Consider the following 21397-nt stretch of genomic DNA (forward strand, 5'->3'; position numbering starts at 1 on the left):
CGCTTCGGCAATTCCGGACAAAGACGCGAGAGCCGGGGTTTGACCCCCGACTCTCCTTAGTGCGCTCTGTTTGCAGAGTCCGGACTTTGTCACCCCAACGAGAGAATACTCAGGAGAAGGTGAGTTCGCCGACCGGCGTATGTGCCGGAAACGAGGCGTCGAGTGCCGTAGTACCGCTACCGCCTTGCGTGATGGTCTCGATCGAGCCGTGGACCGTCAGGCTAGGGGTTTCGTACTCATGCTTTTCAACATTCTGTTCCAATTTACTCTCCACTTGTGGACTGGAAGCGGCCTGTCGATTGCCGGCAGCGAGCTATTGCTGCACCGCAATAGCTGCATGGCAGCATTTATGAGTCAAGCCTGATTTACCAGCCGTTAATCAATTCTCGGTTGCGACTCCCTTCAATGGTGATCAAAGCGCTTTGCATTTTCACATCCCAGGAGAATTCAGCAGAGTGTCCGAGGCCATCAACTAAGTATCTGATTTAATTACGTTAAATTTTCCTTCGAATGCTCTTCACTTGGGCGCTGGCGCATTCCCACAAAATTGTTGCTGACGTACCCGTCACAAGCCCCGATCAGGCGGCGCCTTGCATCTAGGACTGTGTTGCGAAACGTTCAGGTTGCAGGAAATTGGCGCCAAAGGAAAAACTGGACGCGGCGCATGAATTTGGCGATGCTTTGCTTCGCACTTGCAATATAACGCGCCTGGCGAATTTTTTGCGGAGATGCTGCAGCAGATGGCCTTGCAGGAAGGGACCTTCCAAAGGTTGCGCGCCGCTGGCTGCGCCGACGAAGTGGCCTATGTGCAGGCGTGCCTGCGGCTGTTCTTCGCCTCCGGGGCGAGCCCCAGCGCCGCGCCTGCACCGGCCATCTCCGTTGCCGATGTTTGCGACATCGCCAGGCTGAACAAGGTCGCCACCTTCATGCTGAAGGCGCTGTCGCGCCCACCGGCGGGCGAGACGCCGCCGGGATTGCTCGAGTGGCTCGACACTTATCGCCGGCGCACGATTGCGATGAACTCGTCCGGCATCATGGATTCGATGGCCATCGACAAGGCGCTGCGCGGCAGCGGCATCGATTTCGTGTTCCTGAAGGGGCCCCTCCAGCAGCAACTGCTCTATGGCGACCATTTCATGAAGCCGTCCGGAGATGTTGACATATTGGTGTCGCCGGCCGGCTTCTTTAGGGCTCGCGATGCGCTGCGCTCGATCGGCTACGAGGTCGCCGGCAAGTCCCGCTCCGTCTGGTGGGTGCGCTTTCTGGGCGAGCAGCACATGGTTCGCAGCCAAGGTCGGAAATTGTCCACCGTCGATCTCCATTACCGGCTCCAGCAGCCGGGATCGCCCAGCCCGCGCGATACGGAAGGGTTCCTGCGCCGCAAGCGCGCGCTTGCGATCGCCGGCTCCAGCGTGCCGTTCATCTCGGCCTCCGACACTTTGCTTCTGTCCTGCATCAGTGTCGCAAAGGCGCTGTTCAACCGCGAGCCATGCGCGGGCTATGTCTGCGATATCCGGGCCGCTGCCAGTCGGCTGAGCGAGGCCGAGCAGCAGACTGTGCTCGACTACGCGGCCGAGCAGCGGCTGGCCGACACCCTGCTGCTGGGCCTGCGCGCCGCCGATGTGCTGCTTGGTGGCGCCGGCACGCTGCTGTCGGATCGGGCCACCAGGATCCTGTCACGCATCGGCAATGAAGACCTGTTCCACATGGTCATCGCGCCGTGGCTGTCGTCGCTCAGATGGCCGCAACGGCGCACCGTTTTGTGGGAATTGTGCGGCCGCGAACCTGTCCGCTATCTGACCGAGGCCGGCTGGGCCGCGTCAGCCGACCTCAGCCGGCGGATTTTCGAGCGGGAAAGCCGGTGACGATGAGGGTCGTCATGCAGCAGGCAGAAAACGTTCCGTCCCGATCCGCTGGGGATGGATCATGGGAGGATGGATCGGGGTCCGGCGCCGCGCGCCGGGAGGGCGAGGGGCCTCGCGACACTTTACGCAATCGAAAGGCCATCCTATGTCCATGACAGAATCCCGGGTCTGCGTGATCATCGCGGCGCGCAACGCGGCCCGGACCATTCCCGCAGCCATCGCCTCGGCGCTGCGCGAGCCGGAGGTGGCGGAAGTCGTTGTCGTCGACGACGCCTCCACCGACGACACCGCAAAAGTGGCCAGCGCTGCCGACGATGGCAGCGGTCGGCTTTCGGTCATCCGGCTCGACGTCAATCGCGGCCCGTCCTTCGCCCGCAATGCCGCCATTGCCGGGTCGAAATCGCCTTTCATCAGCATTCTCGACGCCGACGATTTCTTCCTTCAGGGACGGTTTCGCCAGCTGTTTGCCAGCACCGACTGGGATTTCGCCGCCGACAACATCATGCTGATCCGTGACGATACGGCGACCGACGTCTCTAAGATCGTCGCCCCGTCCTTTTCGGCGGACCCGGAATTCCTCGACTTCGAGCGGTTCATCGAGGGCAACATCTCCAGACGGCGTGTCCAGCGCGGCGAACTCGGCTTTCTCAAGCCGGTGATATCAAGAGCTTTCCTCGACAGGCATGGGCTGCGTTACGACGAGAACCTGCGTCTCGGCGAAGATTATGAACTGTACGCCCGCGCCTTTGCCCTTGGCGCACGCTTCAAGGTCATCCGTTCCTGCGGCTATGGCGCGATCGTGCGCGCCGATTCGCTGAGCGGGCGCCACAAGACACAGGATCTGAAGCGCCTCGCCGATGCGGATCTGGCACTGCTCAAGATCGACAGCCTGCCGGAAGGCTCCAAGGCCCTGCTGCGCAAGCACGAGCGGCATGTGCGTGACAAATACCGGCTGCGCAATTTTCTCGATGTGAAGGCCGAGCGCGGCATGGCGTCTGCCGCCGCCTACGCGCTGGCCAGCCAGTCGAATCTCATTCCCATCGTTGTCGGCGTGGCCGCCGACAAGCTCGATGCGTTGTTTCGCCACGCCGGTCTGCCCCCGCGGCAGCAGCCGGTGCCGCCCTTGCGCTTCCTCATGGCCGGTACCAGCACGGCGGCGCAAAAGTAGGCTCCGCCAGGTCCGGGACGGCGGCCGCAAGGCTGAAAAAATTGCCTTTCTGAAACTCGGAGGTTGCCTACACGCCCCGACGATGGCACTGTATGTTGCGGTGCAGCAATTTTGGAAGGCCAACCGGATGGCTTCAATTTTCGGCTTCAGGTCCAGGGACCCAGCGCGCGACAAGCAGACCGATCTGGCGCGTTTCGACCGTCTGGCAAAGCTGTTGGATCAGATCACGGCCGAGATTGCGGCCGAGAAGACCGGGCTGGAGGCCCGCTACCGGTCGAAGTCCACCAACGCGGCCTTCCTGGTCGAGTCGATGGAGAACGGCTCGGCGTCGGCAAGCAAGCTGTCGGAAGTCGGCGAGTTGACGAAGTCCATCCTGAACTGCGAACAGCGCATCGCCGAGCTGGTGCGCCAGACGAGCCGGATGAAGGAACTGCGTCATTCGCTCGACGCGATCGTCGGCGAGGATGGCCAGGGTTCTGATTCGCACGGCGAATATGTCAAACCCGCAGGTCGCTTCGGCTGAACACGGTCACACGAGACACAGAAGAGAAAGTTCGGGGACGGAGGATCGGGATCGGCCCGTTAGCAATGTGGGCCAATCGGTGACTTTGGGTTGGGGCGGAACAGCACAAAGGTGAATTGATATGAACGCAGATCCGAAGACGACGCCCATGGCGGCAATCGATGCCATGATTTCCGCGCGGCCAAATCGGCCAATGCGTCTTGTATTCCCAACGCGTCTTCTATCCGTTGGTGCGCTTCTGTTGGCGGCAGCCGCAGCTCTGCTCGGCGCCGCGCACCCCTCCCGCGCCCAGGACGCCTCCCCGGAGATGCAAAGCGCACCGTCCTTCGTCGACGATTTCAAGAGTTTCGATCGTTCGCGCTGGTATGTCTCCGACGGCTGGTCGAACGGCAATCACCAGAACTGCACCTGGTCGAAAAGCCTGGTAAAAGTTTCCGACAACATGCTGACGCTCGGCTTCGAAAAGCGCAAACTGAAGGACCGCGAGTTCGCCTGCGCCGAGATCCAGACCAAGCAGCGCTTCGGCTATGGGACCTATGAAGCACGGATGAAGACCGACACCGGATCCGGTCTCAACGCCGCTTTCTTCACCTATATCGGCCCTGCCGACAAACAGCCCTGGTATGAGATCGACTTCGAGGTGCTGACCAAGGATACATCCAAGGTGCAGGTCAACAGCTACATCGCCGGCAAACCCAAAAACGAGAAGCTGGCCGAGGTCGAAGGCGGCGCCGACAAGGGCTTCAACGACTATGCCTTTATCTGGGAAAAGGACCGGCTGCGCTGGTACGTCAACGGCAAGCTGGTCCAGGAAGTGACCAATCCCGAGCAATTGCCGACCCACTCGCAGAAGATATTCTTCAGCCTCTGGGGCAGCGACACGCTGAAAAACTGGATGGGCGCCTTTTCGGACCCCGGCCGCCAGGTGACGATGCAGGTGCAGCGCGTCGCCTTCACCGCGCTCGGCCAGCCGTGCCAGTTTCCGGAATTGCTGGCATGCAGTGTAAGCAGCATAAAGTAGATCTGAACCGGCCCGGCTATATAAGGCCAAAGGGCGTGAACAGGAATTAACCCGAATGAATTTGACGGTCTTTGGAATTGGCTATGTCGGTCTCGTGCAGGCCGCGGTGCTGGCGGAGGTCGGGCACCAGGTGGTGTGCGTCGATGTCGATGAAAAGAAGGTCGAGCGGCTCAACCAGGGCCTGGTGCCGATTTTCGAACCGGGACTGGAGGCCCTGGTCAAGGAGAACCACGCCGCCGGCCGCATCAAGTTCACCACCGATGCCGCCGCCGGCGTCAAGCATGGCGAGATCCAGATGATTGCGGTCGGCACGCCACCCGGCGAAGATGGTTCGGCCGACCTCAAATATGTGCTGGCGGTGGCCGAGACCATCGGCCGCGAGATGGACGGTCCCAAGATCGTCGTCGGCAAGTCGACCGTGCCGGTCGGCACCTGCGAAAAGGTGAAGGCCAAAATCGCCGCGACGCTGAAGGCGCGCGGGCGCCAGGACCTGGCTTTCGACGTCGCTTCCAATCCTGAGTTCCTCAAGGAGGGTTCCGCCGTCGCCGACTGCATGAAGCCTGACCGCATCATTGTCGGCACCAACAGCGAGGGCACCGAGGCGGTGATGCGGGAGCTCTACGCGCCGTTCAACCGCAACCACGAGAAGATGATCGTGATGGACGTGCGCAGCGCCGAATTCACGAAGTACGCCGCCAACTGCATGCTGGCGACCAAGATCTCCTTCATGAACGAAATGGCCAATTTGGCCGAGCAACTCGGCGCCGACATCGAGGAGGTACGCAAGGGCATCGGCTCGGATCCGCGCATCGGCTACCACTTCATCTATCCCGGCCTCGGCTATGGCGGTTCGTGCTTTCCCAAGGATGTCCGCGCGCTGATCAAGACCGCCGAAGGTGTCAAGTTCGACGCCAAGCTGCTGCGCGCCGTGGAGGAGCGCAACAATGCCCAGAAGTCGGTGCTGTTCGACAAGGTGCACCGTTATTTCAAGGGCAGTCTCAAGGGCAAGACCTTCGCGCTCTGGGGCCTCGCCTTCAAGCCCAACACCGACGACATGCGCGAGGCGCCGGCGCGCGTCCTGATGGAGGCGCTGTGGCAGTCCGGCGCCAATGTGCAGGCCTACGACCCCGAGGCGATGCAGGAATGCCAGGCCATCTACGGCCTGCGCGACGACCTTTTGTTGTGCGGCACCAAGGAGGCGGCACTGCGCGGCGCCGACGCGTTGCTGATCGCCACCGAATGGAAGAGTTTCCGCGCCCCGTCCTTCGACGCGGTGAAGGATGCCCTGACCACGCCGGTCATCTTCGATGGCCGTAACCTCTATGATCCCAAGGTCATCGCCCGTCACGGCATCGAGTATTTCTCGATCGGCAGGATGGCGGCGTGAAGGCAGGGCGGCACAACGCGGAGCCAGGTTCATGAAAGTTCTGTTTGCAGGCGGCACCGGCTACACGCCGCAATTCAGCGGGGGCGTCCAGTCGAGCACCCACCACCTGGTCGAGCAATTGCGCGAAAACGGTCACGAGGCATCCGTTCTGGCAGCCCTGTTCGGCGACGGCATGTTCGGCTTCAGGGCGCGCGCCAAGATGAAGCTCCTTCGTCAGCGCGCGGTCATCGACAATTTCCCGGGCTATCCGGTTGTACGGGCGTGGTTCCCCTGGGAAGCGGCCGACTTCGCCGTCAAAAAGTTGAGGCCGGATGTCGCGGTCGTGCAGTGCCACAATTCGGTGCCGATCGGCAGAGAGTTGCAGAGGCTTGGCGTGCCGCTGACTGTCTATCTGAGGAATGTCGAATTCGACGAATTGGCCGGCGATCTGCGTGAGCTCCATTCGGCGGTCTATATCGCCAACTCCGAGTTCACCGCGCGCGCCTATAAGGCAAAATTCGATATCGATTCGACGGTTATTCCGCCGACCATCAATCCCGCGTTCTACAGCACACCGACGACCGGTGAATTTGTCACGCTCATCAATCCATATGAGGAAAAAGGCTTCGATCTTGCGGTGCGCATTGCCGCCGCCTGTCCCGAGATCCCGTTCCTGTTCGTCGAAAGCTGGAAGCTCGACGACGATCATCGAGCCCGGATCGAAGCAACAATCTCTCCCCTCCAGAACGTCAAGCTGGAAAGCCGCACCAGCGACATGAAGACGGTCTACGGCCGCACGAAAATCCTGCTTGCGCCCAGCAAATGGGAAGAAGCCTGGGGCCGGGTGGCCTCGGAAGCGCATTGTAGTGGCATTCCCGTAGTCGGCTCGCGGCGCGGCGGTCTGCCGGAAGCGATCGGCGCCGGCGGCGTGGTATTGGACTACGACGCCCCGCTCGCCGACTGGGTCGCAACGGTCAGGCGGCTGTGGAGCGACGAGGCCGAGTACAAGCGGCTGTCAGCGACAGCACGTCAGTTTTCGGAGCGGCGGCAAATGAACCCCGACAGCCAGTTCGCAACGTTCATGGGCGTTCTCGACCGCGCAAGACGTGTCGGTTTGGAGCGCGCAGCCTAAACGCGTCGTGTTGCAGTTCAGCTGAGACGCTGCACGACCGTGGTCGCGCAAAGTTTCCGTTAGCCAGGTCGTGCGCCTATCCCTCCGGATCACTTTTAATTGCTGCAGTGCAATATTTTGTGGCACTGCAGCAATCAACGTGTATTCTGCCTGTCTACATTAGGGCTTGTGCGATATGGACCGCTTGGTTCGAGCAAGCCCCAACCTTATGGGCGGGTCATGCGCGTGGGCTTTGTCGTCGGCGAATTCCCTCTGCTTTCGGAAACCTTCGTCGTGGACCAGATGGCTGGGCTGCTGGCGCGGGGCTTTCAGGTCGAAGTCGTCTGCGAAAAGATGCAAGGTGACCACCGAATTGACCGGCAAAGCGAGCCGATGGCGACGCTGCTCGCCAGAACCCGACATTGGTGGCGATGGGCCGCTGGAATCAGCAAATTTGTACAACGTCTGCCGCCGCGTCTGCGATACAAGGCCTCGACCGTTCTCGACATCGCCTTTGCACGCCGCCTGAACCGCTGCGACGTGATTGTCGCCCACTTCGGACAGAACGGCGAGAGAGCAGCCGCACTGAAGAAATGGAAGGTGCTCAAACCACCGATCATAACCATCTTTCACGGCGCGGACGTGGCGATCCCGGCGCGGCAGGCAGTGCTCGCGACACAATATGCCGGGCTGATCAAGCATGGGACCCTGAACCTGCCCGTCAACGATTACTTCCGCACGATGCTGCTGGAAGCCGGCCTGTCGCAGGCGAGCGCGACGGTCCACCATATGGGAATTGACGCCCGCGAAATCGGCTATCGCTGGGAATCGTGGGAAGGCACCCAACTGGTCGTGACGACGGTTTGCCGCCTGGTCGAAAAGAAAGGCGTCGAGTTCGCCTTGCGAGCCCTGGCCTCCCTCAACGCCTCCCAGCCGCAGCTAGACTGGCGTTACGACATTGTTGGCGACGGTCCTCTGCGGATGAATCTGGAGAAGCTGGCCGTAGAGCTGGGCTTGGCTGGTCGCGTAACATTCCTCGGCAGCCTCCCTCACGCAGAGGTGAAAAGACGGCTTCGCATGGCGCATCTCTTTTTGCTGCCAAGTATCACTGCCAGCGACGGGGATATGGAAGGCATTCCGGTCGCGCTCATGGAGGCCATGGCCGCCGGATTGATTGCGGTCAGCACGTATCATTCGGGAATCCCGGAGCTCATCAAGGATGGGGAGACGGGGTTGCTTGCGCCCGAGCGAGATATTTCAGCGCTTGCCGGCAAGCTTGCCTGGGCCGCGGAGCACCCGACCGAATGCGAGCGTATCGCGCTTGCCGCACGCCGCAAAGTCGAGGAGGACTTCAACGCAGATGTTCTGAATGAACGTTTTGCGCAGATCGTCACCCAACTGGCCACATCGAGCCCTGCGCATGCACCCACTGGTCATGTCGGCGTTTCCGAGGGCTTGGCGGATCCTTCATCTGCCGGCTGACACTGCTCCTCTGCGTTTGATCGGCAGGCACGCCAAGCTGAGGGAAATCTTGCTACACTGCACCAAAAATGTTGCAGTGCAGCAAGACCTGTACTAACGTTCCTGCGGGTGGGCCAACAGCGGTAGAGTTCCATGCTGCATGTCTTGTGCCTCCGGCACCCTGTTTTCGGCCCGGCTTTTGTCAAGGGCACACCGGCTCTCCGCACGAGCGCATCCTGCCGATGAAGATTTGCTTCGTAGTCGACAAGTTCCCTTCATTGTCCGAAACCTTTGTTCTCGACCAGATAGCCGGATGCCTTGAGCGCGGCATGGAAGTCGCCGTCGTCTGCAACGAGACGTCCTTCGGCAGGGACAGCAACATCGATGATCCGCGCTGGCAGGCGCTGCCAGGAAAGGTCGTATGCTGGTGGGGTGGCCTGGGTCGCTATCGCCCGCTGCTCAGGAAATGGTCCGGCAGGTTCTGGGACAAGCTCTCGACCGCCATCGACATTGCTCATGCGCGAAAACTGCAGGGCGCCGACGTCATCGTTGCCCATTTCGGCAACAACGGCATGCGCGTGGCCCGCGCCATCAAGCGCGGGAGGATTTCCGCTCCCCTGGTGACGATATTTCACGGCCGTGATGTCGGCGAACCGCTGCATGACAATACGCTCGCGCGCTACAAGATTGTGTTCGAAAAGGGCGTTCTTCAACTGCCGGTGAATGCGTTTTTCCGCGATGCCTTGATTGAGGTCGGTGCATCGCCGGAGCAGGTTGTGGTTCACCATATGGGGGTGCGGCCGAGTGACATCGACTATCGGTGGCGTTCATGGGAGCAGGCTACGCTCTCTTTCATCTCGGTCTGCCGCCTGACTGAAAAGAAGGGCATCGAATATGCGCTTCGCGCGCTTGCTGGCCTGCCGCGGCGAGACTGGATCTACTCGGTGATCGGCGGCGGAGAACTTCTCGAGCAGCTGAAGGGGATCGCCGCAGAGCTCGGCATTGCCGACAGGGTGAATTTTCTTGGGCCCCGGCCGCACAGCGAAGTCAAACAGCGTCTGCGCGATGCGCATGTGTTCCTGCTGCCCAGCGTCGGCGCCCGCGATGGCGATCTGGAAGGCATTCCGGTTTCGCTGATGGAAGCGATGGCCGCGGGCCTGACGGTGGTCAGCACATATCATTCCGGGGTCCCTGAACTGATCGATGATCACAAGACGGGTTTTCTCGTGGCTGAGCGGGACGTTGCGGCGCTGACCGGCAAGCTTGCCTGGATCGCCGAGAATCCGAAGCCGTGTGAAGGGATCGCTCTCGCGGCGCGCAAGAAGATCGAGGCGGAGTTCAACTCCGATCTGCTGAACCAACATTTCGTGGAAATCGCCATGCGGCTTGGCGAAACGAGGTCGCTTGCATGAACGCCAATCCGCCCCCCCAGTTCGGTCGTGTCGCCCTGCGCGGCGGGCTAGTAACCATCGGCGCCCAGGGCTTCAAGATGGCGATCCAGTTTCTCTCCGTCATCGTGCTGGCCCGTCTGCTCATCCCCGAGGATTTCGGTCTGGTGGCTTCCGTCGGGCCGATCGTCGCCTTCGTCGGGCTGCTTCAGAATCTGGGCCTGCAGCAGGCTGTGGTTCAGCGCAAGGACATCAGCAACCAGCAGCTCAACCAGGTGTTCTGGATCAGCGCGCTCGTCGGGCTGGGCAGTGCCGTGGTAGTGGCCGGCCTGGCGCCTGCCATCGCCGCATTCTATGGCGATAAACGTATGTCCGGCATCACCCTTGGCTCCGCCCTGCCGCTGCTTCTCGGCAGTCTGGCCGCAGTGCCGCTGGCGTTGATGAACCGGCACCTGCAGTTCGGCCAGCTCGCACTGAACGACGTGATAAGCGCCGCCGCCGGACTTCTGGCCGCCGCGATCGCGGCCTATGCGGGGTTGGGCTACTGGTCGCTGGTCATCGGCCCGGCGGTTTCGGCAGCTATCGCCCTGGCTGCCGCCTGGCTGGTGGCGCGTTGGACGCCTTTGCGGCCGGACCTGAAGGTCGATGCCGATATATTGTCGTTCGGCGCCAACCTGACCGGCTTCAACCTCGCCAACTTCTTCTCGCGCAATCTCGACAACATTCTCATCGGAAAATATTCCGGTGCGATCGAACTCGGCTATTACGACCGCGCCTACAAGCTCCTGTTGTTCCCGCTGCAGAACATCAACCAGCCGCTGACACGGGTCATGGTGCCGCTGCTCAGCCGCATCCACGATGACAAGGCCCGCTTTCGCGATATCTATGTGCGCACCAACTGGATGCTGGCGGCCGTTACCATGCCGGGCATCGCGGCGCTGACGCTGACCTCCAATCAGATCGTCGCACTTCTCTTCGGCGCGGGCTGGGCACCGGTCGCACCGATCTTTGCCTGGCTGGGCATCGCCAGCCTGGTCCAGTCCGTTTCAAGCACGACGGGATGGATATTCATCTGTCAGGGCAAGACGAAGACCATGTTCCATTGGGGCATCTATTCGTCGCTGACGACCGTCGCTGCCTTCGTCGTCGGCCTGCACTGGGGCGCCGTCGGCGTTGCCGCGGCCTATGCCATCAGCGGTTACGTGCTGCGCGTTCCCGTGCTGGCGCTACTGGTCCATCGCGTCGGTCCGGTGACCGCGGCCGACTTCCTGCTCATGCAGGGGCTTTTCATCGCCTCGTCCCTGCTTGCCTGGTTCCTGTACCTGTGGTTGCCGGCGTCTCTAACGGGCCAGTCAGACCTGCTCGCGGTCTTTTTGGCGCTTGCCCTCAACTACGGCATCGGTCTCGTTTTCATGCTTGCCGTCCCGCAGTCGCGACGCGCTTTGTTCACCACCCTGTCCAACGCCGCGCGCAATATCCGCTGAGCGGCCGGCGATCAGCGGCGCCAGCAGGTTTGTGGCCGACATTGCCGAAGCATGTTCTTCGAGCACGGCCTGAAGGCTTGTCTTGCGATAGCGGTCGAGATCTCCCGCAAACCGGCCGAGCTTTTCGCGCGCCTCTTCGGGCGTCACGGTGTCGATGTCGAGCAGCACATCGTCGACACCGATTCGCTTGGCCACTTCCTTGGTTTTGAACTCGTAGGCGATCGGCAGCACCGGCGTGCCGACGCAAAGCGACATGATCATCATATGCATGCGCGTCGCGACGACGAAGTCGAAGCCCTTCACCAGCGCCATCAACTGGTCCGGCGTGTGGAACGAAGCGTCCACCGTCACGTGGCTGGCGATCTCAGGATCGAGCTCGGCAACGATGGCCTGCGCGGTCTTGGAATCGTCATGGGCATATTCCGGCACACCCTGACACGTGGAGACGAAGGTCACCTCCTTGCCAAGGTCCCTGACAAGAATTGTGGCGATCTCGCGGACCGAATCCAGATAGCGGCGCATGCCGCCCTCACCGTCGCTGACGTAGTTCCAGTGGCGGACCGAAATAGCGACGCGACCCGTCGACGCCGGCGGCTGGCTGGAAGCGAGACGCTTGCCGATCCTGTCGGTATCGGCCAAGGCGAATACGGCATCGGCCACCACGTGGCACTTGCCGAGATCCTTCACCAAGTCCCGGATATGGGTCCGCGACGGTTCGTCGCGCAGCAGGATGAGCGGACTGCGGTCAAAGATCGGGCCGAGCTCCTGGCGGTTGTAACTTTTGTCGAACGGACCGAGGGATTGCGTGAAGAAGACCGGATCTTTGCCAAATACGGCATCGAGCCTGAACTGATTGAGGCGTCGTTCGAGATTGTAGTTCTCGACGAGATAGGTTCCCCCTGTGGTGACCACCATGTCCGCGTCGGCGTAGATATCGAGACCGCGCCGGTCGCGATGGCTGAAAAAATTGCCTAGCGCGCTGCTGCCAAACCAGCGCAGGGCCTGGAGAACGAGCCGATTGTAGATCGGCTTGAACCGGTCCCTCAGCCCGCTGCCATTCTTGTATCGGAACAGGGATTCCGACAGCAGCTTATGAAATTCGAGGTCGGGATAATCCGTCTTCGGATAGAGTCGTTCCGCAACCTCGGGCTGGCTGTCGAAGACGGCAAACCGCACGTCGCCTTGCACGATCGTCTTGAGAATGTGGCGGATCGCCAGCAGAATCGCCGCATCCCCGGTATTCAGGCAGACTGTGTTTTCAACGACGATCTTCATGGGATACCTCATTTCGTCAGCAGATTCCGCGGCGGGGCCTGCGGTGCCTAGGACGGGCATGGTGACCGAAAACACCAACGCCAGGACGATCCCGATGCGGCTCGCGTCACAATTCATCGCTGCATCGGGCTGGGTGACCAGTCAGAGCGGCGCTCAAGCCCGACGGAGGGTAACGCATCAATTTTGCAGTGCAACAAAAAACGTGCACTTATGCTACGGCGCACCAAAAATGTTGCGATGCAGCAAAAGCTGGGTTAGCATTCCCGTGGGTGGGCCAACAGCGGTCGAGTTTTCATGCTGCATGTCTTGTACCTTGTGCACGATGTTTCCGACCCGGCGGTGCGCCGGCGGATCATAATGCTCAAGGCAGGCGGCGCGCGGGTCACGTTGGCCGGCTTCCGTCGGACCACAAATGCTGTTCCCGACGTCGAGGGGCTGCAGCCGGTCGACCTCGGCGCGACGCGTGACGGCCGATTCGGCCAGCGTCTGGCGGCGGTCGCCAAGGCGGCGCTGTCGATAGGCTCGAAGCTTGCGGCGATGCCGAAGCCCGACCTCATCATCGCGCGCAATCTGGAAATGCTGGCGCTGGCCAGGCGCGCCAAGGCCGCCTTTCGCGGCGGCGTGCCGATCGTCTACGAATGCCTCGACATCCATCGCCTGGTGCTGCGCAATGACATGCTGGGCAAGGCGCTGCGCACAGCGGAGCGTTATCTCGCCCGCGACGTGAAGCTTCTGGTGACGAGTTCACCGGCCTTCATCGCCAATTATTTCAAGCCGTTCGGGCAGGTCGCCGCACCGGTGGAACTGGTCGAAAACAAATACTTCGAAACCGCGCCGATCGTCTTGGATCACCGGTCAAAGGCCGAAAACCCTGCAGCACCCCCATGGCGCATCGGCTGGTTCGGCGCGCTGCGCTGCCGCCGCTCGCTGGAGCTGCTGGCCGACTTCACGCGCCGTCAGGGCGGGCGCTTCGAGGTCGTCCTCCGGGGCCGTCCGGCACTCTCGGAATTCCCGGATTTCCATGCTTTTGTCGAGGCCGAACCCTATCTCTCCTTTCGTGGCCCCTACCGCAACCCGGAAGACATGGCCGCGATCTACGGCGAAGTGCATTTTTCCTGGGCGATCGATTTCTTCGAGGAAGGGCAGAATTCGGAATGGTTGCTGCCCAACCGCCTCTATGAGGGCTGCCGCTTCGGCGCCGTACCGATCTCGATGGGCAATACCGAGACGGGGCGCTTTCTCAACCAGCAGGACATTGGCATCCTGCTTTCCGATGCCACGCCCGAAATCCTGGAAACCGCGCTCGGCCGCATGGACCAGGAGCACTTCGGCAAGGCCAAGGCGCGCGTGCTGGCCCGCAACCCACGAACCTGGAGCTACGACGGCAGCGACTGCCGCGCCTTTGTCGACAGGTTGCGCGGTCTGGCGGCGGTCCCCGGTCCCTTCGTGACCGAAGCGCTGGCTTAGCGATGGCTGATGATGGGAAAAATACAGAGTATGGGAAGGCGCCGATGACGCAAACCGAAGCGCTTCCGTCGAGCCTGATCGTCATTCCGTGCCTGAATGAGGCAGCCCATATCGGCGCGCTGCTCGAGCAGCTCAGGCCGGCAGCGCTAAGGCTCGGCGCCCGCATCGTCGTTGCCGATGGCGGCAGCACCGACGGCACTTTGGCCATTGTCGAAGCGGTTGCGGCCAAGGACCCTCAGGTCGTCCTCCTGCACAACCCAAAACGTATCCAGAGCGCGGCGATCAACCTCGCCGTTGCCTGCCTCGGTGACGGCGCCGAATATCTGATCCGCATCGATGCCCATGGCGGCTATCCCGCCGATTATTGCGACCGGCTGGTCGAGGAGGCGCTCGCCACTTCAGCCGATTCGGTCGTCGTCTCGATGCTGACCAGCGGCAGCGGCGCGGTGCAGAAAGCGGTCGCGGCGGCGCAGAATTCCAAGCTCGGCACCGGCGGCTCCAAGCACCGGCACCTTTCCGCCGGCGAATGGGTGGACCATGGCCATCACGCGCTGATCCGGATCTCGGCCTTCACCGCGGTCGGCGGCTATGACGAGACCTTCAGCCACAATGAGGATGCCGAACTCGACTACCGGCTGCGCCAGGCTGGCTACCGCATCTGGATGAGCGGCAAGACCCAGATGGTCTACTATCCGCGTTCGTCGCTGAAGGGCCTGTATTTTCAATATCTCGGTTATGGCCGCGGCCGCGCCAAGAATGTGCTCAAGCACCGCATGATCCCGAAAGCTCGGCAGATGATCCCGCTGCTGGTGGCGCCGGTCGTCCTTCTCGCGGCATTTTCCTTTATCCACTGGCTGGCGGCGGTGCCTCTGCTGGTCTGGGCTTCGGTCTGTCTGGGCTACGGCGCTTTGACCGCCATCAGCCAGCGCAATCCCAGCAATGTGCTGACAGGCATTTCGGCGATGGTCATGCATTTCGGCTGGTCGCTCGGGTTTTGGCTGCAACTGCTCGGCTCGCGATCGCAGCGCGGGGTGGCATGATGGTCGCCGACAGCCGCCGCATCGACATCTGCGTCTGCACGTTCCGGCGGCCGGAACTGGCCGACACGCTGCGGTCGCTCGCTGCCATGGATATGCCTGCCGGTTTCGGCATCGGCGTCATCGTCGCCGACAATGACGACGAGCCGACCGCCGAGCCGCTGGTGACCGCGCTGGCGAGCGAATTGAAGCTCGTGGTCCGCTACCGGCACGCCCCGGCGCGCAACATCTCGGTCGCCCGCAACGCCTGTCTTGATGCCAGCACGGCCGATTTTCTCGCCTTCATCGACGACGATGAAACCGCTTCCCGGCAATGGCTGGCCGAACTGGTTGCTATCGCGGAGACAAGCGGCGCCGAGGCCGTGCTCGGTCCGGTGCGGGCGCTCTACCGCCCGGATGCGCCGGACTGGATGCGCAAGGGCGATTTCCATTCGACCTTGCCGGTCTGGGTGCAGGGCGAAATCCGCACCGGCTACACTTGCAACGTCCTTTTGAGGATGAGCGCCGACAGCTTGCGCGACCGTCGTTTCAGCCTGGCGCGCGGCCAGAGCGGCGGCGAGGACACCGAATTCTTCGACCGCATGGTCAAGGCAGGCGGTCGCATCGCCTTTGCGCCGGAGGCGTTGGTCGAGGAAGTCGTGCCGCGTTCGCGAGCCGCTTTCGACTGGCTGCGCCGCCGCCGCTTCCGCTTCGGTCAGACGCATGGCCACCTTGTTGGCCACAATGCGGGCGCAGTCCGTCGGGCGAAGGAGGTCGGCCTCGCCTCGGCCAAGGCCGCCTATTGCTTCGGCATGGCGGCGTTGACTGCGATTAGCCCGGTCCGCCGCAACCGCAGCGTGCTGCGCGGCATCATGCATGTCGGCGTCGTCAGCGGCCTGGTCGGTATCAGCGAAATTCGCCAATACGGACTGTCTTCCCCGCAGCAAGGAGGCAAGCGTGCAGCCTGACGTCTCCTTTGTCATCGCAGCCCACAATGCCGCGGCCACGCTCGACCGGGCGATCGCAAGCGCCATGGCCCAGCGCGATGTCAGCGTCGAAATCATCGTCGCCGATGACCAGTCGCGCGACAACACGCTCGACGTCGCAAGAGCCTATCCAAAAGATGTCGTCAAAGTGGTTGCGCTGCCGGCAAATCGTGGCCCTGGCGGCGCCAGGAATGCCGGCATCGACCTCGCCACAGGCCGCTGGGTCGCGGTGCTCGATTCCGACGATGCCGTCCTGCCCGGGCGGCTCGCCGCCATGATCGCGCGAGCCGAAAGCGCGGGCGCTGTGATCGCCGTCGACAACCTCCAGGTGGTGCGCGAGGACGGCATTGCCGAAGCGACGATGTTTCCCGCCAAATATCTGGAGGGCCTGCGTGAAATCACGCTCGCCGACTACATCGCTGGCAACATCGTTTTCGAATCCACGTTCAACCTTGGCTATCTCAAGCCGATCTTCCAGCGCCGTTTCCTGATCGAAAACGGGCTTCGCTATGATGAAAGTCTGAGCATAGGCGAGGATTACATCCTGCTCGCCAACGCGCTGGCCAAGAGCGGAAAATGCGTCGTCGAGCCGACGACCGGCTATATCTACCACATCCGCACGGGCTCGATCTCGCGCGTGCTCGAGCTTCACCATATCGAGGCGATGCGCAAGGCCGACGCGGTCTTCGCCGAGACCAATTCCATGGACGCTGCTGCTGCGGCCGCCTTCGCCAAACGCGCCCGCAGCCTGCGCAAGGCGGCATCGTTCCTGTCGCTGGTCCAGCACATCAAGGCGCGTTCGCCGTTGAAAGCGATACGCACCGCGCTAAGTGATCCGGCGGCTGTCAGGCACATGTCGATGCCGATCGCCGTCCGCCTCAAAAGGGTGGCGGCGCAGTTTGCCGTCGGCGCGGAGAGGTAAGGAGGGCGAGTACATCAAGACGTTTGTTCGTGGCCTGCAACAGGCTGAAATCGATCTGCTCAGAAGGAATTTGCGATGAAGAAAATCAGGAAGGCAGTCATCCCTGTGGCGGGGCTTGGAACACGGTTCCTGCCGGCAACCAAGTCGATTCCGAAGGAGATGCTGCCCGTGGTCGACCGGCCGGTCGTCCAATATGCGGTGGACGAGGCCTTCGAAGCCGGCATCGAGCACATCGTGTTCGTCACCGGCCGCAACAAGGCTGTCATCGAGGACTACTTCGACCTGCACCCCGAACTGATTGGAACGCTCGAACAAACCGGCAAGAAGACCCAGCTGGAGGCGCTCGAAAGCATGCTGCCCGTGGCCGGCGCCACCAGCTTCATCCGCCAGCAGTCGCCACATGGTCTCGGCCATGCGGTGTGGTGCGCACGCGAAGTCATCGGCGACGAGCCCTTCGCCCTGCTGCTCCCCGATATGGTGTCGTTCGGCCGCCGAGGTTGCCTGGCTGAAACAGTCGATCTCTATCAGCAGACCGGCGGCAATGTGATCGCCGTCGAGCGCTGTGATCCCAGCGAGACCAGCAAATACGGCATCGTCGGGCGCGGCGCCGAGACAGGCAGCGGCTTCGAGGTGACGGCCATGGTCGAAAAGCCGGCGCCGGCCAATGCGCCGTCGAATTACTACATCAACGGCCGCTACATCCTGCAGCCCGAGATCTTCTCGCTGCTGGGCAACCAGCAACGCGGCGCCGGCAACGAAATCCAGCTTACCGATGCCATGGTGCGGCTGGCGAAAAGCCAGTCTTTCTTTGCCCAGCCTTTCAATGGCCGCATGTTCGACTGCGGCTCCAAGGAAGGCTTCATAGAGGCCACCATCGCCTTCGCGCTGGCGCGCGACGACATGAAGGGACCTGTGCTGGAAATGCTGCAGGCGTTCGTGCGGTCGCATGAGCGTCAGGAAGTGGCCGCATAATGCCCATCTTTCGAGGGCATATGCGTTTGGACGATGGCGCGGCTCGTGCCTGCACGCCAGGCCGCTCAGGCCCGGCGCCAGATGGCATGAAGCTTGCGTTGCATATCTTGCCCCCGATCTCCGCAGCTCCGGGCGAGGTGCCCCGTCTCGCTCCGGCGCCTGTAACCTAGAATTGGATCGAAGATGAATTATGCCAGCTTTCCTCTCGACAAGAGGATGCCGTTGCCCAACCCCGATCAGGAAAAGGGTGAAGACTTCATCGACGTCGAGCGCCTGCTTGGCATGGCGGCGCGTCAGGTCAAGGTGGTGGCAGTCTGCGCCATCATTGGCCTGTTCCTGGGGTTGCTCTATCTGCAGACCACGCCCAAGCAATACATGTCGGTCGCCAGCGTGCTGATCGACGAAGGCCTGAACAAGGTCATCGACGACATCTCGGCTGCATCCGTCACCATGCAGACCGACGCCGCCCTGCTCAGCCAGATCGAAATCATCACCTCGGCGCGGCTGGCCTCGGTGGTGGTCGACAAGCTGAAACTCGACCAGAACGCAGAGTTCATGAACCCGCCGCAATCGGCGCTGGTCAAGGGCATCGGCTTCGTGCGCGGCGTGATCGGCTATTTCCGCTCAAGTTCCGCCGAGCAGATTCCCGGCATGGAAAACGTCGATGAGGCGACACGCCAGGCCATGATGCAGACGGCGCGCCACGACTATGCCGTGCTGAAGCTGCAGAGCGAGGTGCTGGCGCAGCGCAACGGCCGCTCCTATGTGCTCGCCATCGGTTACCAGTCGACCAATCCGGCGCTCGCCACCGCCATCACCAAGGCCTATGCCGACGCCTATCTCGCCGACCAGCTCAATGCCAGCTTCGACGCTACCGAGCGCGCTGCGGTCTGGCTGCAGGGCCGGCTGACCGAGCTTCGTCAGAACTCACAGGCGGCCGCTATGGCGGTCGAGAAATTCAGGGCCGAGCATGGTCTGGCCGCCAACAGCGACGGCCAGCTGATCAGCGACAAACAGATTGCCGATCTCACCGCGCAACTGATCGTCGCGCAGGCCGATACGGCGCGCGCCAGCGCCCGCTACCAGCAATACAAGACCATCGTCGAAAGCGGCTCGGACAATGCCTTCAACGATTCCGCCATCTCAAGCGATCAGCCGGCAAGCTCGGTCATTGCAACGCTCAAGACCCGCTATCTCACAGTGGCCAAGCGGCTGCAGGACGTGACGGCCAATTTCGGCGCCGACCATCCGCAGGCGGTGGCGCTGGCCAAGGAAAAGGCCGACCTGTCGACCCAGATTTTCGGCGAGTTGAAGCAACTGACCGAAAGCTATCGCAATGAATATGAAGTCGCGCTTTCACGCGAGACCTCACTGAGGCAGAAGATCGCCGACGCGGCCGGCAAGAGCTCCATCGACAACCAGAGCCAGGTCAAACTGCGCGAACTCGACCAGCAGGCGCAGGCGCTGACCACGCTCTACCAGACCTTCCTTAGCCGCTACGAGGAGGCCTCGCAGCAGCAATCCTTCCCGGTCGGCAAGGTCCGCATCATCTCGGATGCCTCAACGCCGCTTTCCGCCTCGAGCCCGCGCACCTCCAGGGTGCTGGCGCTGTCGCTGGTGCTTGGCGTGCTGCTTGGCGCCGGCTTCGGTGGCCTGAATGAGTTCAACGAGCGCTTCTTCAGGACCGGCGAGGACATTCGCGATCGCGTCGGCCTCAAATTCCTCGGCTATTTGCCGATGATCGGCGGCAGGCTCGGCAAGGACGCCGACGGCGGTGCGGCGGATGCCAAAGGCGCCAACACATTGTCGGCGGCCGAGAAACGGGCGCGCATGCGGGTCAGCGTCGATGCGCCGGCATCGATGTTCTCCGAAACGCTGCGCAACGCCAAGATCGCCTTCGACGTCGTCATGGAAGGGCAAGGCAGCCGGGTCATAGGCGTGGTCTCGGTCCTGCCCGGCGAGGGCAAGTCTACGGTCGCCGCCAATCTCGCCGGATTGCTGGCCGCCAACGGCTCGAAGACGCTTTTGATCGACGCCGATCTGCGCAATCCTGGCCTCAGCCGCAACCTCGGCATGGAGGCCGAGCAGGGGCTGATGGAGGCCGTGGTCAACGGCCAGACCTGGCAGTCGGTCGGCAAAGTCGACCGCCAGACCAAGCTGGCGATCATCCCGGCCGTGCTGCGTGGGCAGTTCTCGCATACCAGCGAGCTGCTGTCGTCGGCCGGCATGCGGCGCTTCATCGACAACGCCAAGGAGACGTTCGAGTACATCATCGTCGACCTGCCGCCGCTCGGCCCCGTGGTCGACGCCAAGGCGTTTGCGCCGCTGGTCGACGGCTTCGTGCTGGTTGCCGAATGGGGCCGCACGCCGCGCGCCATGGTGCGCTCGCTGCTGGAGCAGGAACCCTACGTCGCAAGCAAGGTCGTCGGCGCCGTGCTCAACAAGGTCGATCTGAAGAAGCTGCCGAAATACGGCTCGCTCGGCGGCTCGGAAAAGTTCTTCGACCGCTATTCGACCTACTATCTGGAGAAATCGGACGTGCGGGCCAAGACCGCCGCCTGAACGGAGCGCGATCCTGAAAAGGAGCGTGATCCGGAAAAGCGGATCCGGTTTTCGGAAAGGATCACGCTCAAACGAAGAAGCACGGCAGGTCAGGAAAAGATCAGCTTGCCGAATTTACCCGCGATCCTGAGCGCTGTCAGCCGGCCGCTTTGAAAGGCGCCGGTGTCGATGCCGAGCCGGCGCCCGTCGAGCCTGGGAATATCGACCGGCGTGTGCCCGTGCACCACAAAGCGGTCGAGCAGATGGGCGGCGTTGAAGAACTCGTCGCGGATGTTGAGCAGATCCTGCTCATCCTGTGCGACCAGGTCGATACCCGGCCTGATACCGGCATGGACGAAGACGAATTTATCCGAACAGAGCAAGACCGGCAGGCTGCGCAGGAAATCGATATGGCTGGCCGGGATGACTTCCTTCACGCGCCGGTCGACCGCGTCGCTTGATGCGTAGAGGCTGGCAAGCCGCGCCGGATCGACGCCATAGGAAAACAGCGTCTCGCGGCCGCCGACCGCCAGCCAGCGGTCCCGCGACAGATAGCCGTCGAGATAGTTCAGCATCGCCACCTCGTGGTTTCCCGCCAAGCAGACGCGCAGGAACCCTGTTGGCGGCAGCGCCAAGAGATGGTCGAGCACGCGCGCCGATTGCGGCCCGCGATCGATATAGTCGCCGAGCATGACGATAATCTTGCGGCCGCGAAATTGCAGCGCGTCGAGCTGGATCTTCTGCTCCAGCGACAGCAATTCCTTGTAGCAGCCATGCACGTCGCCGATCGCGTAGACGACGGTGTCGTCCATATCCATTTCCAGGCGCTCG

At 62.1% G+C, this 21397-nt stretch carries 17 protein-coding genes and 1 pseudogene; 15 read left to right on the top strand and 3 right to left on the bottom strand.

Annotated elements, in window-relative coordinates; translation table 11 throughout:
* Positions 1–109: 109 nt before the first annotated feature.
* Entirely contained in the window at positions 110–262 is a 153-nt protein-coding gene (locus tag AC3EML_RS06645) for a lasso RiPP family leader peptide-containing protein (RefSeq protein ID WP_023684233.1), read from the bottom strand.
* Positions 263–740: 478 nt separating this feature from the next.
* On the opposite strand from AC3EML_RS06645, the gene AC3EML_RS06650 reads away from it, so the two are divergent.
* The 9 genes from AC3EML_RS06650 (at position 741) to AC3EML_RS06690 (ending at position 11387) form a co-directional block, all read left to right on the top strand.
* Positions 741–1865 carry a nucleotidyltransferase family protein gene (locus AC3EML_RS06650; RefSeq protein WP_352521762.1) on the top strand — a complete coding sequence of 375 codons (1125 nt, stop codon included), beginning with the start codon at positions 741–743 and terminating at the stop codon, positions 1863–1865.
* Positions 1866–2010: 145 nt separating this feature from the next.
* The gene (locus AC3EML_RS06655; protein ID WP_023729642.1) at positions 2011–3033 is read left to right on the top strand and encodes a glycosyltransferase family 2 protein; all 1023 of its coding nucleotides are present in this window, start codon (positions 2011–2013) and stop codon (positions 3031–3033) included.
* A gap of 127 nt (positions 3034–3160) precedes the next feature.
* A complete protein-coding gene (locus AC3EML_RS06660) occupies positions 3161–3556 on the top strand; it encodes a cytochrome P450 family protein (protein WP_023694203.1) in 396 nt (131 codons plus the stop codon).
* A 121-nt stretch (positions 3557–3677) separates the two neighbouring features.
* A complete protein-coding gene (exoK, locus tag AC3EML_RS06665; RefSeq protein WP_488505177.1) occupies positions 3678–4577 on the top strand; it encodes an endo-1,3-1,4-beta-glycanase ExoK in 900 nt (299 codons plus the stop codon).
* Between the two features lie 55 nt (positions 4578–4632).
* Entirely contained in the window at positions 4633–5964 is a 1332-nt protein-coding gene (locus AC3EML_RS06670; protein ID WP_352521720.1) for a UDP-glucose dehydrogenase family protein, read from the top strand.
* A gap of 31 nt (positions 5965–5995) precedes the next feature.
* Positions 5996–7075 (top strand): glycosyltransferase, encoded by a 1080-nt coding sequence (locus AC3EML_RS06675; RefSeq protein ID WP_023711257.1) that lies wholly within the window; start codon positions 5996–5998, stop codon positions 7073–7075.
* 219 nt (positions 7076–7294) lie between these two features.
* Complete coding sequence (locus tag AC3EML_RS06680; RefSeq protein WP_352521719.1) at positions 7295–8536, top strand: glycosyltransferase; 1242 nt, start codon at positions 7295–7297, stop codon at positions 8534–8536.
* Between the two features lie 221 nt (positions 8537–8757).
* Positions 8758–9927: a glycosyltransferase gene (locus AC3EML_RS06685; RefSeq protein WP_352521718.1), complete on the top strand. Its 1170-nt coding sequence runs from the start codon at positions 8758–8760 to the stop codon at positions 9925–9927.
* The gene (locus AC3EML_RS06690) at positions 9924–11387 is read left to right on the top strand and encodes a lipopolysaccharide biosynthesis protein (RefSeq protein ID WP_352521717.1); all 1464 of its coding nucleotides are present in this window, start codon (positions 9924–9926) and stop codon (positions 11385–11387) included. Before AC3EML_RS06685 ends, AC3EML_RS06690 begins: the two co-directional genes overlap by 4 nt.
* Before the next feature lie 225 nt (positions 11388–11612).
* Here the strand turns inward: AC3EML_RS06690 and AC3EML_RS06695 are convergent.
* Positions 11613–12779, bottom strand: a pseudogene (locus tag AC3EML_RS06695) (polysaccharide pyruvyl transferase family protein); the annotation flags it as partial.
* Between the two features lie 177 nt (positions 12780–12956).
* On the opposite strand from AC3EML_RS06695, the gene AC3EML_RS06700 reads away from it, so the two are divergent.
* The 6 genes from AC3EML_RS06700 to AC3EML_RS06725 all read left to right on the top strand — a co-directional run bounded on the left by AC3EML_RS06700 (position 12957) and on the right by AC3EML_RS06725 (position 20587).
* A complete protein-coding gene (locus AC3EML_RS06700; protein WP_352521716.1) occupies positions 12957–14129 on the top strand; it encodes a glycosyltransferase in 1173 nt (390 codons plus the stop codon).
* 44 nt (positions 14130–14173) lie between these two features.
* Positions 14174–15169 (top strand): glycosyltransferase family 2 protein, encoded by a 996-nt coding sequence (locus AC3EML_RS06705; RefSeq protein WP_023696971.1) that lies wholly within the window; start codon positions 14174–14176, stop codon positions 15167–15169.
* Positions 15169–16113 carry a glycosyltransferase family 2 protein gene (locus AC3EML_RS06710; protein ID WP_488505178.1) on the top strand — a complete coding sequence of 315 codons (945 nt, stop codon included), beginning with the start codon at positions 15169–15171 and terminating at the stop codon, positions 16111–16113. The genes AC3EML_RS06705 and AC3EML_RS06710 overlap by 1 nt, the downstream gene beginning before the upstream one ends.
* On the top strand, positions 16103–17053 hold the full coding sequence (locus AC3EML_RS06715; RefSeq protein WP_352459273.1) for a glycosyltransferase family 2 protein: 951 nt from the start codon (positions 16103–16105) through the stop codon (positions 17051–17053). The genes AC3EML_RS06710 and AC3EML_RS06715 overlap by 11 nt, the downstream gene beginning before the upstream one ends.
* Positions 17054–17128: 75 nt before the next feature.
* Entirely contained in the window at positions 17129–18025 is an 897-nt protein-coding gene (gene galU, locus AC3EML_RS06720; RefSeq protein ID WP_023668795.1) for a UTP--glucose-1-phosphate uridylyltransferase GalU, read from the top strand.
* Positions 18026–18208: 183 nt separating this feature from the next.
* Positions 18209–20587 carry a polysaccharide biosynthesis tyrosine autokinase gene (locus AC3EML_RS06725; protein ID WP_023668794.1) on the top strand — a complete coding sequence of 793 codons (2379 nt, stop codon included), beginning with the start codon at positions 18209–18211 and terminating at the stop codon, positions 20585–20587.
* Positions 20588–20676: 89 nt separating this feature from the next.
* Here AC3EML_RS06725 and AC3EML_RS06730 read toward each other — a convergent pair whose 3' ends face one another.
* Positions 20677–21378, bottom strand: coding sequence for a metallophosphoesterase family protein (locus AC3EML_RS06730; RefSeq protein ID WP_352521714.1), 702 nt, complete (start codon positions 21376–21378; stop codon positions 20677–20679).
* Between the last annotated feature and the right edge of the window lie 19 nt (positions 21379–21397).

It is taken from the genome of Mesorhizobium sp. P170090 (genome assembly GCF_057786115.1).